The organism is Rhizobium oryziradicis, assembly GCF_001939045.1.
Taxonomy (GTDB): domain Bacteria; phylum Pseudomonadota; class Alphaproteobacteria; order Rhizobiales; family Rhizobiaceae; genus Allorhizobium; species Allorhizobium oryziradicis.
Window position 1 is genome coordinate 93,843 of record NZ_MKIM01000019.1, and the last position, 12,184, is coordinate 106,026.

General features: G+C 56.3%; 11 protein-coding genes and 2 pseudogenes. 5 read left to right on the forward strand and 8 right to left on the reverse strand.

Annotation, left to right across the window (positions count from 1 at the left end; all coding sequences use genetic code 11):
• From BJF95_RS01625 to BJF95_RS01650, 8 genes and pseudogenes are all read right to left on the reverse strand, one after another.
• A complete protein-coding gene (locus BJF95_RS01625) occupies positions 1-1,773 on the reverse strand; it encodes a TylF/MycF/NovP-related O-methyltransferase (protein ID WP_139317363.1) in 1,773 nt (590 codons plus the stop codon).
• Entirely contained in the window at positions 1,770-2,018 is a 249-nt protein-coding gene (locus BJF95_RS01630; RefSeq protein ID WP_075637697.1) for an acyl carrier protein, read from the reverse strand. The genes BJF95_RS01625 and BJF95_RS01630 overlap by 4 nt, the downstream gene beginning before the upstream one ends.
• A gap of 34 nt (positions 2,019-2,052) precedes the next feature.
• On the reverse strand, positions 2,053-3,261 hold the full coding sequence (locus BJF95_RS01635) for a cytochrome P450 (RefSeq protein ID WP_075637698.1): 1,209 nt from the start codon (positions 3,259-3,261) through the stop codon (positions 2,053-2,055).
• Complete coding sequence (locus BJF95_RS01640) at positions 3,254-5,077, reverse strand: fatty acyl-AMP ligase (RefSeq protein WP_139317364.1); 1,824 nt, start codon at positions 5,075-5,077, stop codon at positions 3,254-3,256. The genes BJF95_RS01635 and BJF95_RS01640 overlap by 8 nt, the downstream gene beginning before the upstream one ends.
• An 11-nt stretch (positions 5,078-5,088) precedes the next feature.
• Positions 5,089-6,033: a radical SAM/SPASM domain-containing protein gene (locus tag BJF95_RS01645; protein ID WP_139317365.1), complete on the reverse strand. Its 945-nt coding sequence runs from the start codon at positions 6,031-6,033 to the stop codon at positions 5,089-5,091.
• Between the two features lie 350 nt (positions 6,034-6,383).
• Positions 6,384-6,485, reverse strand: a pseudogene (locus BJF95_RS24285) (IS6 family transposase); the annotation flags it as partial.
• A gap of 195 nt (positions 6,486-6,680) precedes the next feature.
• Positions 6,681-6,788, reverse strand: a pseudogene (locus tag BJF95_RS24290) (IS6 family transposase); the annotation flags it as partial.
• 98 nt (positions 6,789-6,886) lie between these two features.
• A complete protein-coding gene (locus tag BJF95_RS01650) occupies positions 6,887-7,894 on the reverse strand; it encodes a bile acid:sodium symporter family protein (protein WP_075637701.1) in 1,008 nt (335 codons plus the stop codon).
• Positions 7,895-7,981: 87 nt separating this feature from the next.
• Here BJF95_RS01650 and BJF95_RS01655 point away from each other — a divergent pair, with 87 nt between their 5' ends.
• From BJF95_RS01655 to BJF95_RS01675, 5 genes are all read left to right on the forward strand, one after another.
• Positions 7,982-8,860, forward strand: coding sequence for a LysR family transcriptional regulator (locus BJF95_RS01655; protein ID WP_075637702.1), 879 nt, complete (start codon positions 7,982-7,984; stop codon positions 8,858-8,860).
• A 70-nt stretch (positions 8,861-8,930) separates the two neighbouring features.
• Complete coding sequence (locus BJF95_RS01660; protein WP_075637703.1) at positions 8,931-9,605, forward strand: GntR family transcriptional regulator; 675 nt, start codon at positions 8,931-8,933, stop codon at positions 9,603-9,605.
• 133 nt (positions 9,606-9,738) lie between these two features.
• Entirely contained in the window at positions 9,739-10,551 is an 813-nt protein-coding gene (locus tag BJF95_RS01665) for a transporter substrate-binding domain-containing protein (RefSeq protein ID WP_425348668.1), read from the forward strand.
• Between the two features lie 209 nt (positions 10,552-10,760).
• Positions 10,761-11,474: an ABC transporter permease gene (locus BJF95_RS01670; RefSeq protein ID WP_075637705.1), complete on the forward strand. Its 714-nt coding sequence runs from the start codon at positions 10,761-10,763 to the stop codon at positions 11,472-11,474.
• The gene (locus tag BJF95_RS01675; protein ID WP_075637706.1) at positions 11,471-12,163 is read left to right on the forward strand and encodes an ABC transporter permease; all 693 of its coding nucleotides are present in this window, start codon (positions 11,471-11,473) and stop codon (positions 12,161-12,163) included. The genes BJF95_RS01670 and BJF95_RS01675 overlap by 4 nt, the downstream gene beginning before the upstream one ends.
• Positions 12,164-12,184: the final 21 nt, after the last annotated feature.

Below are 12,184 nucleotides of genomic sequence, written 5' to 3' on the forward strand. Positions count from 1 at the left end.
TTAGGACTTCCGCCAGAAAGCGGCGGTCCAATCGATCATAGTGATAGGTGTAGTGATACCGCGGGCCGCTCTAAATTCCTCCACCGCCTGAGCGCACTGCGCCAAGGCACCGTAGTCATCTATAATGATGAAACCGCCCGGAGAGACGCGGTCGTACAGGGCTTCCAGTGCCTGCATGGTGGAGCTGTAAAGGTCGCCATCCAGTCGCAGCACTGCGATGTGTTCGACGCAACAGCCGGCGAGTGTATCGACAAAGAATCCAGGCAGAAAGCGCACGCGGGCATCCAGCAGGCCGAAATCGGCAAACGCACGTTCCACCCTCGCGCGCGAAACTGCGAGCGAGGGGACGTTTTCACGCGAAATATCCATTCCCTGATCTTCGGGCAGCAAAGGTGGCGGCAGACCCGCGAAGGAATCAGCGAGCCAGACATTGCGAGTCTGGTCCCCGTTGAGGTCCAGAACAGCCTTCATCAGAAGGCAGGCACCGCCTCGCCAGACGCCACACTCCATGAGGTCGCCAGCGACACCATCATGGAGGGCCGTGGTCACACACCATTCCAGATGGTCAAGACGTTGCCTCCCGATCATCGTATAGCCAAGCGGCAGAAAGGAGCTTTCGCTCAGCGTCTCGAAACCAACCGCACGGGCACGTCGCTTTTTTTCAAGTGCAGGCCCAAGCTTGCCCGGCACATCATATAATGTGTCCGTCCAGAATGTCGCGGGAAGCTCCTTTGCTCCGCGGACCGAATCCAGAGCCACCTCAATTTCGAGCCCGGTTTCGTTGAGCAATACGGATTTCAACAAGTTGAGATAGCGGTTGCTTGCATCCGGAACAGGGCGAGCCACTGTTGCCGCCTCTGTGGGTGCCGTGTAGCCGGCCGAAAGCTGACGTTGATAGACCTCTGCCGCCGCGCGTGAGACTGGTCCGAAATAACTCCGTTCCGAATCCACGATGTGAAAGCGTCCGCGCAGGCGAAAATACTCGCGAACCGCATTCTTTAAGACGTTTGGGGCATTCTGTCCTGAATTGGTGTGGGTTCCGCCGTGGATCTGATGAAACACTCCCTCGCCCAAAACCGTTACCTGGTGTGAGCGAGGATGTTCCAGAGCCCGCCTCAGCAGATCGGCATTGGCAGAACCACCACCCGGACTTTCAAACGCCGGATCATAGCCTGCAAGATCGGTCCAAAGATCTTTGTCCATGAACAGAAGATTGCTCTCGTCCAGCGGGCCGAACCAGCCTTTCGTGGCATTTTCAGTGAATGGACTGATGTCGAACAGGCGGTAGCCGTTATTTTGCCAATCTATACCGTCCAGCAGCCGGTCTTCCCAAGCGGCATCGTAACCGTGCTGCATGGTCAGCCATTGCGGGCCTGGCCCAAGCTGGAAAGACAGGGTGGTGACGACCGCATCAGAATCGGTGCGCGCTGCCCGCCGGCAGGCGTTGAGCAATCCCGGGCTCGCCATTCGGGCACCATCGATATTGACCCCCACCAGCGGCGCTGCCGCCAATGTCAGGCCGTAATTGATTGCCCGCACCGGAGATGGCCTCGGATCAGAAAAGGAGTGGATCTGCAGATTCATGTCCAGATGGGCAAAATCCTCGATCCTCGGGGGATGGCGAGACCCGTTGTCGATAACGATCACTTCATAATCGTCAGCGGCAATGCCCTGCTGATAGCGTGGCGAAAGGGTGTAGAGGGTCCGCGGCAACTCCCTCTCCATGTCGTAACTCACGACAATTAAGCTCAGTTCGGGACGCTTCACATTCATCCGACGATACCGCTCGCCTGCAGATCGGCGATCAGGCTGTTGATCGTCGAGTTACGCAGAAACAATGCGGCATCAATCTCTATATCGAAGTGCTCTTCCATAGCGCCCGCCATGATCACGGCGTCGACGGAGCTCAGGCCCATAACATTGAAGTTCACATCACTTTTTATGCTCTCCGCTTCGCATTGCAGCATGGTGGCGAGAAACGTTACTGTCCAGGCCCTGACATCATCTTCTTTTAACATTCGACATCCGTTTTTAGAGAAAATCCATTGGAATTTATAGGCTTACCTGGAAGGTCTTCATTCTTCTCTGAACATAGTTCGGTAGCCAATCTGGTTTTTCAGGCATGGCCGTGGGGCGTGGCCCCTCGAGCACGACACTGAAGGCGATACGGGCTTCGAGACGGGCAAGCCAGCCTCCCAGGCAATGATGTGCGCCTGCACCAAACGAGATTACCGGCGGTTTTGTGCGATCCAGCATGAACTGATCCGGATCGGCATAGGCGTCTGGATCACGATTCGCAGCGGCGATCACCAGAATCATGTGATCCCCGGCCTTGATCACACGATCAGCAATCGTTTGCTCTTGATGAGCCCAGCGCCGAAGATGCTGGATCGGTGGCTCCAGACGCAACGTCTCCTCAACCGCATTCGATGCGAGATCAGGACGAGCGGCCAAATGATTCCACATGTCGGGATGTCGTGACAGCCACCATAGCCCATTCCCGATAGAAGCCGATGTTGTTTCGAATGCCGAAATGAAGACAAAGCTGGCTAGAGCAGCCAGCTTATGATCGTCCAAAGGGTGATCCGTTTCATGATTGAGCCGTACAAGCAGAGACAAGCCATCATCTGCTGGTTGGCACCGACGATTCCGAATGTGTTCGCGTAAGAGCGCGTGGGCTTGCTCCAGACTTCGGTTTGCAGAGCGATATTCGCGCATTGAACGACCACGGAGGAGCACACTCGGCACCCCGATCAGCATATCGGCAAGCCAAAGGGCGTCATGGTCACTCAACCCATACAGCCAGCCGACCACCAATGCCGGCAAGGGAAGCGCGTAATCATCCATGAGATCGATTGCGCCACTACGGGCAAGCGGGGCCAGCAAGCGTCTCGCAAGACGGTCAATCTCGGCAGCGTAACTGGCCTGCGAGCGGGCTGTGAGCAGGCGGGCCACCAGTGACCTCAGCGGCTGATGGGCCGGCGGATTGCGTAAAAACAAGGCCACGTCGAGCAGGTGAAGCAACTCAGCCGGTTCCTCATTCAGGGCCTGGGAAATTTCTCTGACGAATTGGCCCACATCAAGGGTTAGCAGGGACGGGTCCGTAAAAGCTTTGGTGACCTCCTGGTGGCGCAGCAAAATCCAGGCGTGTTCGGCCTCGCTCCAGAATACGGGTGTGTGGACGCGGAGCGCTGCATAAACACTATAGGGATCATCGCGCAGCATCGGACTTAGGGTGTTAAAAGACGCTGGATCAATCATTCTGCTTGGCCTCAAAGTGCTTAGGCTCGTACGGGAGGCTCACGTCAAGCGGTACGTCCCGTTCTGCCGACTGGTCTTGTGGCACCAAAGCTGGCCAGTCCAATCGCGAGGGTGTCAGTTCTCCGGACAGATAGGCCTTGCGGCAGGCTGCGCGACGAATCTTGTTGCTTGTTGTGCGCAGCAGGGTTCCGGGCTTGACCAGAACCACATCCGAAGGCGTTGTACCGAAAGTCTCGCAGATCGCGGCGGATACTGCTTTGGGCGCACTTTCAAGCGTTGGATCGTTCAAATGACCACGCTTGACTTCCTGAAGCACGATGAAGTCATCCACCCCGTCGCGCTCGATGGCGAACGCGGCAGCCGCCCCGCCCAGAGCGGGATGGGCGCGAGACGCGGCGATCTCGATATCTTCGGGATGATGCTTGACGCCTCGCACGATAATCACCTCTTTCAGACGGCCAACGACGACCAGATCTTGGCCCTGCATCAGGCCAAGATCACCCGTTCGCAGGAAGCCACCGGCATCCGCCTCACCGGAAATTTTTGCGCGAAACGTTGCCTCCGACATGTCTTCTTGCTGCCAATATCCCGCGCCCACGTGGGGACCGCCTACCCATATTTCTCCAACCTCGCCTTCGGGCAAACGGCAGCGGCTTTCTGGATCGACTATGGCGAGACGTTGACCGATGGCACCTTGGCCACAGATGACACGCTCCATTCCTGCCGGCTGTGATGGGGTGGCCGGGGTGTGGATAGAGCTAAGCCCACGTCCCGCTGGCCCGCCAGAGACGAACAGCGTTGTTTCAGCCATTCCATAGCAGGGGAAAAGCGCTTTCGGATCAAACCCGGCTGGTGTGAGCCCATCAGCAAAACGTCGAAGATCATCTGCTCGAACTGGTTCCGCACCGCAAAAGGCGACGCGCCAGGACCGCAAATCTAGTTCACGCAAGCGCTCTGGTCGGATGCGATCCGCACACAGGGAATAGGCAAAATTGGGGCCACCACTGCTGGTTGCGCGAAAATGCGAAATCGCCTGCAGCCACCGCAGAGGCCGCTGGATGAAATCCATTGGCGACATTAAAACCGAGAGAGCCCCGAGATAGAGAGGTTGCAGCAATCCACCCACCAGACCCATGTCATGGAACAGAGGTAGCCAGCTGACCATCCGCGTTTTTACATCGTGACCAAAGGCAATGCGGATCATCTCCATATTGGCCAAAAGATTGCCATGGGTGACGATCACGCCCTTGGGATTGGCGGTTGAGCCGGAGGTATATTGCAGAAAGGCGGGTGCCTCGCTGCTGAACGCCGGTGGCGTCTGGAGCAGGCCCTCCTCGACACTCTCCTCATCGGTTATGATCCAGGGAAGACCCGACAGCTCGGCCGGAAAGGCACCACGCAGTGTTTTGTCTGTTGCCAGTCTGGTGCATGTCAGCACCAGGCAGGGACTTGCATCCAAGGCAATGGCGGCAATCCGCGCTGCCGATCGCGACGGCGTGATGAAGGGCGTTGGTACAGCGATGGCTCCGGCATAGAGACAGGCGCAGAAGCTGATGATAAACGATAAACCCGCCGGATAAACCAACAGAACAGGTCGCCCTTCTGCGCCTTTGGCGACCAGTTGTCCGGCGAGTGTCCGGGCGTGCTGGTCCAATTCCGCGTATGTCAGGCATTTTCCCTCGCCCTCGCCTCTTTCGAGAAAGCGCAAGGCAATTTTGTCAGGCAGGTGACTGGCATGATGGCGCAACACCTCTGAGAAGTTCACCCATCCGGTTCCGGTCTCAGATGAGGACTGTGGCCGATTATCTGCGAACATTGCTTCCACCGTCAGTGCGCCTTTTGCTTAAAATGCGTCAATGCTGCGATGGATGGGCTGGCGGCAAGGCTAGCGCCCACATCGCATCGATTGCAAACAGGTATGCTGGCCCGCTGCGTTTTCAGCGCTTCCAGAAAATTTGCGCGCCGGGCGGATGCAAACAAGGCGCTGTAGCGGCTATCCGCGAGGTTTCCCAAAAATGCAGCCCCGGGATGGAAACAGCACGGCACTATGTTGCCGCGATGATCCACATAAAGGTAGTTCGGGTCAGAAGCGATTGCACAGCCACCCTCGCCCATGGGCACGGCGTCCTGTTCTCGGTCTCTCAGACTGTCCGGCAATTGCATCCAGCCCCGAAAATCCGGTCGCACACCGAAGGGTTTTAGCACGTCGCGCCACCGCTGCTTGTCCTCCAAATTCTCGATCACGCAACGCGCCTGCAGATGAAGCCCCGGATACCGGGCGGCCAGATCACGCGCAAAGGAAAGAAAGCTCATGAGTTTTGACCACTTGCCCGGCGGTCGCAGCGCTTCATATCGCTCGGAAGTGCCATCTCCATCGCAGCTGATGGTCACCAAATTGACGAGACCCATCGCCACCAATGCCTCCAGCCTTTCCTCGGCATTGCTTTGGGCATTGGTGGATATCTCGACCCACCGGATATGGATGGGAGAAGCAATCAAGATGCGCCCCAAGTCTTCAAGATTGGGATGAAGCAGCGGCTCACCATAATTGAAGAGACGAAACAGATTGATCTTCGTTACATCTATATTGGCAATGCAGCGCTCGAACAGATCGATTGCGATAAACTCGGGTCGCGGATTTAGTCCTGAATTGGGACAACCGACACATCGTAACTGGCAGCCGCCGACGATATCAAAATGGACAGTGGAAAGCACTTCTCGCGTATCAAGGGGTTTCCCTTTAAGCGACGATGAAACTACCATCAATTTCATACCTCATCAAAACGACGGTCACATTCAAACAATATGAAGCCGAGCCGGTCCGACAGCCTGTCGATCCGGCGCGCGTTATAGTCAAGATTTCACCGATGGCGGGATATTTACCCTTAGCCATACACGGCGTTTCGCAATTAAAGAGTGTTAAGGTGCAGCGTTGAAATCGGTCAATACTTGTACATCAGCACGAATACAACCACCCACAGCGGACTTTTCAAGTTTTTAAATCTTTCAAGTCGATAGAGGTGCCAACAAAATCGTTCTGGTCTTTGACAGTCCGGCTTCCGCAGCTATGAGCATAGCCATAGAACGCGCGACCATCGGCCTCGCCGGTTTGATCGCGGATGGAAGGTGTTGGCACCGTCGAGATCACGCTTCGTGGATAGTAGAAAATCAGCCGGGTTTGCTTGTTTATTGATGGCCCGGCACAGATTCCGCCATTGACGCCGCCTGGCTATCCAAAGAGCAGCCTAATTAAATGCAATCTATCTGCATCCTAAGATTACAAAAACGGCAGCGTTACGGATTTCAACTTCTGGATGCGACGTGGAGCTTCAATCCGGACCGATGATTTTGTATCGTGTTGGTTGAAGGGCTCTGTTGCAAAGATTTTAAATAGCAACGAAATCCCATCGCCTCCTTCGTCAAGCGGTCTGATTGTCGAGATTGTGGGCGAGCAATGCCACGGCTTCCATGAGAGCACCCGGCCCGATACCGAAGGCACGCTCAACGATCCGTGCTTCTCCACGAATGTCGCCATTAAAAACGCTCATCAAAATTCTCGCCCAAAATTGCCCGCATTTATTGTGAGCATCATCGGAGTTCTTGCAACCTCAACGCAAATCCCGCTTCAGCGTGAAGTCACACTGTCTTTTGAGAATGATGCCTGCTGTGCAACCTCCTGAGCGTGGGAGGCCATTCGCCGCGCCAACCATGCGCAGACCATCAGCTGGATTTGATGGAAGAGCATGAGGGGAAGTACGATTGCCCCTACCGATTGTCCCGCGAAGATCACGCCTGCCATGGGAACTCCGCTCGCCAAGCTCTTCTTGGACCCACAGAAAACCGCCGCGATCTTGTCTTCCCTGCTGAAACCGCAAAGCTTCGAACCGAAGATGGTGAGCATCAGGGCCGCGGCCAGGAGGAATATGTCGAGACCGATCACCAGCGCCAGATCTGCCGTCGAAAACTCCGCCCAGATGCCTTCGATCACCGCATTCGAAAAGGCAAGATAGACGACCATTATAATCGATCCGCGATCAACCGGCGCGAGCAGCGATTTACGAGCCCGGATCCAGTTGCCGATGAAGGGTTGCAGGACCTGGCCGAGCACGAAAGGAAGGAAAAGCTGGAGCAGGATCTTCCAGATCATGTCGAGTGATACGCCCACGTGCCCGCTGGCCGAGAAGAGAATGGTGACGAGTGCAGGCGTAAGGAACATGCCGAGAATGTTGGAGGCCGAGGCCGCACAGATGGCAGCGGGCACATTGCCCCCGGCGATCGAGGTGAAGGCGATTGAAGACTGCACGGTCGATGGCAAGACGCAGACATAGAGCAGACCGAGATAAAGCGCTGGCGGGATCAGCCAGGGCGACAAAAATCCAAGCAGCAGTCCGAGCAAGGGAAAGACAACGAACGTGATGGCCAAGATGAAACTTTGCAGCCGCCAGTGCAGGAAGCCAGCCAAGACGACATCCGTGGAAAGCCGTGCGCCATGCATGAAAAATAGCAAAGCGACAGCAAGATTGGTTGCGACGCTGAACCATGCGGCAGGCTCGCCGTGAATCGGGAGCACTGATGCGAACGCCACTGTGGCGACCAGCAGGATTGTGAAGGTGTCGGGCAGGAAGCGTTTCATCAGAGAGTCTCGAAAATGGCTGGACAGAGACGCAACAGTAGTTATCGTATTTCACAATGCAAGAAATAACAGTTATCGGATTTTGTGATGATAGATCTCGTCCATCTGCGCAGCTTCATCGCCATTGCCCAGGTCGGTAGCTTCACCTTGGCGAGCCAGAAGCTCGGGCTGCGGCAGTCCACCGTCAGTCAGCACCTGCAGCGGCTGGAAGCAACATTTGGCCATCGGTTACTTGATCGCGACACACATGGTGTGCAACTCACGGCCAATGGTGAGGCACTCCTGCCCTATGCCAAGCAAATGCTCTTGCTCGAACGGCAGACGTCTGCCCTGTTCGCAGATGAACAGCCGCGCGGAACATTGCGGCTCGGGATTTCGGAGGATCTGGTGTCGGGCCAACTCCCGGCGCTCTTGCAGGATTTCATCGCGGACTATCCCACAGTGGAGCTCAATCTTACGGTTTCCCTGTCCCGAGATCTTACGGATATGCAGGACAAGGGCGAACTGGATCTGGTTTTCGCCAAGCGAAGACTGGGTGATCGTCGAGGAGAGCCGATCCTCCGTGAGCCGCTCGTTTGGCTTGCTGCGGACCCCGAGGCTGTGATGGCACGGCCAATTCTTCCGCTGATCGTTTTTCCGCCACCAAGCCTGACGCGCACCCTGCTGATGGAGGCCCTTGAGCGGGCCGGACGCCCATGGCGCATTGTCTGCTCTTGCCAGAGCCTGAGCGGTTTGACCGCGGCGGCAAGAGCCGGCATGGGTGTCTTGGTCCAGCCGCGCAGCCTTGCGCCCTCGGGCTTGCGGGAATTTCCGCCCTCGGTGCTCCCAGCCATGGAGGATGTGGAGTTCATTCTTGTGGCATCTGCCAGCGCGGATCGAAACACGGTTGCAGCCTTCACAAGGCTCATTCGCGATCGGGTTGGAGTAGGCCTGTCTCGGCCCATGGAAGCCCTACGCCACGTTTGATCAAAATACGCTTGACGCCGCTTGATCTGGATGTTTGTATAAGTGGATACAAAAATCCAATGAGTCAAATATGCCCCTGTCACCCGCTTCAATCACACATCTCGCTTCCACAGCAGAAGAAGAAGCCTATCTGCACCTTCAGAAAGCTTTGCGTCTTGGGCGATACAAGCCGGGCGATCGTTTGATCCCCGAAGAGATCGCGGCAGAGATTGGCATGAGCCGCATGCCAGTGCGCGAATCCTTCCGTCGTCTTGCTGCAGACGGGCTGGTGACACTGCGCCCGAACCGCGGCTGTATCGTCACTGGGCTAACCTTCAACGAAATCCAGGAGACGTTCGAGATCAGATCAGTTCTGGAAGGTCTTGCTGTTCGCCTAGCCATGCCTCGTATGAACGCAGAGACATTTGAGGAGCTTGAGCGCCTGCTCGACCGTATGGAACGGGCCGGGCAATCGGGCAGCGGAGATTGGGTTTTACGCCATCAGGAGTTTCATGCCTTTATCTACGGCATGAGCGGACGTCCAAAGCTGATCCGCCAGATCATCGCTCTGCATGTGCTGATCGAACCCTATATGCGGATCTGGTTCGATTATGTCGATAAGCCGCTGTCGGCCCGCGAGGAGCATGGCACGCTAATCCAGGCCCTCCGATCCGGTGATGCGCGGCATGCCGAAGCCGTCATGCAGGCGCACATTGTCGAAACGGCATCAATACTTGCCGATTATGCCAGTCCCGCGCGGCACTGAACGCCGCCCGGTCATTTTGTCTGAAGCTGGGGAAAACATCCGGCAAGGACGGGGAACCGCCGTCACGAACGGCTTAAAACGAAGAGGAAGAGTCATGAAAATCCGATGCATTGCTTCGCTTGCGGCTGCCTTTATGACACTCGCGCTGAGCCAGCCTGTTCAGGCCGAAGACGCGCCGAAAGAAATCAAAATTGCAACAGAAGGCGCCTATGCGCCCTGGAATTTCACCAGGGCGGATGGCAAGCTGGACGGGCTTGAAATCGATCTTGCCAACGATCTGTGTGCTCGTATGAAGATTAAATGCACCATCGTTGCCCAGGATTGGGACGGCCTCATTCCATCGCTCACTGTCGGCAAGTTTGACGTGATCATGGCCAGCATGTTCATCACACCGAAACGCCTGGAGACGATTGACTTTACCAAGCCCTACGCCGTCGATCCGTCTGGTTTCGCTGTCAGCAAAGACAGCCCGCTTGGCAAGCTGGGCGTCTCAACCGAGAAGTTCAAGCTCGACGATCAGGCATCTGCTCTGGCGGCAATCGAGAAGCTGAAGCCCCTCCTCAAGGGCAAGGTCGTGGGTGTACAGGCTGCGACCACCAATCTCGACTTCCTCAAGAAGTACTTCGCCGACACAGTCGAGATCCGCGAATACAAGACAACCGAACAACACGATCTCGACCTCGCCGCCGGGCGCATTGATGCGCTCTTCGCACAGCAAACCTCTTTGGTCGCCACTCTGAAAAAACCCGAGTTTGCCGAATATACCGTCGCCGGTCCGGGTTTTGTCGGCGGCGTCTTCGGCCTTGGCACGGGTGCAGGGCTGCGCAAGCAAGACACCAAGCTCAAGGAAATGCTGAACGCCGCGATTGATTCTGCCATTGCAGATGGCACCATCAAGCGGATCTCTGAAAAATGGGTTGGCACTGACGTTACACCGCTCAAGTAACCGAGACGGAGCAATCGCGACCGGAGTTCTTCGAATTCTGGTCGCGTAAACTGTAACTTCCGCAACATTCCTGAAATAAAAATCGATTTATCGATTTAAAGCGGAATTATGCAGGAAATTCAAAATATTACAGTGTCCTTTGTGCGTTTTATAAAGCGCGCGGCACTGTAGAGTTTGTCAGGTTCACATTGAGCCGGGGTTTCACCCATATGTTTGAAAAACTGTATCTGCTCGGCTTCACCGAAGGCGGCTGGGGCCTGTCGCTTCTGGGGGCCGCAGCTATGACATTGCTGCTGTCCGTCCTGGGCTTTCTGCTGGGCATGGGGTTTGGCGGTCTTGCCGCTGCCGGTCCTCTGTCGAAAAAACGCCTGCCCCGTGTTATCGCCAATGCCTATGGTACGGTCTTTCGCGGCGTACCGGACCTGCTCACCATCTACCTTTTCTATTATGGTGGCAGTGTCGCGCTCACGGCAATTGCCCGCAGCCTGGGTTCCGATGGCTTCATAGGGCTGCCGTCGCTCGCAACCGGTGTCATCGCAATCGGCATCATTTCCGGTGCCTATCAGGCCGAGGTCTATCGCGGCAGTTATCTTGCTGTCGAGCGCGGCCAATTCGATGCGGCAAGGGCATTGGCACTCTCCAATAGCCAGATGCTTCGCCTGGTCATCATTCCACAGCTCTGGCGTCACGCCATTCCGGGCCTGAGCAATGTCTGGCAGCTGGTGTTGAAGGATTCGGCGCTGATTTCTGTCATCGGCCTCGTTGAACTGATGCGCCAAACCCAGATCGGGGCCGGTTCGACACGCGAGCCCTTCCTGTTCTATCTGGCCGCTGCAGGCATCTACTTCCTGATTGCCGGTGTTACCGGACAAGTGTTTCGCGTGGCCGAAACGCATTCCTCCCGCGGGATTCTGCGCCCATGATCGACATCAACTTCTTTCTTGAGATATTCCCCAAGCTTCTTTCTGGCGTGCCGCTGACCCTGCAACTTGCGGGAACCTCAATCCTGCTTGGCTTCGTTCTTGCCCTTACTCTGGCGCTTATGCAGCAGGGTGAGCATCGCTTGATCGTCTGGCCGATCCGCACCTTTGTCGCTGCTTTTCGTGGAACGCCGCTGCTCGTCCAGATCTTCCTGATCTATTATGGACTGGGCCAGTTTCGACCTTCTCTGCAAATGATGGGTCTCTGGTGGCTGTTTCGTGAGCCTTACTGGTGCGCGATTCTGGCTTTGACCCTGAACACCGCTGCCTATGGGAGTGAAATCCTGCGCGGTGCGATCCGCAATGTTCCGCGCGGGCTCGGCGAGGCAGCAGCAGCGCTTGGCATGTCCCGCGTGCTCAGCCTGCGTTTCGTGATCCTGCCGATTGCCTTGCGGCAGGCAATACCGGCCTACGGAAACGAGATCATCCTGATGGTGAAGGGCACATCCCTCGCCTCCATCATCACGCTGATGGAGGTCACAGGCATCGCGCAGGGGCTGATTTCCCAGAGTTATCGCGCAATTGAGGTCTTCGTCGCCGCAGGCACGATCTATCTGGTTATCAATTTTATCATCGTCCGGGCGCTCAGCGCACTCGAAGCCCGGCTGACACTCGACCGTACCCGCGCCTGAACGGGTGATCAATTATGAATA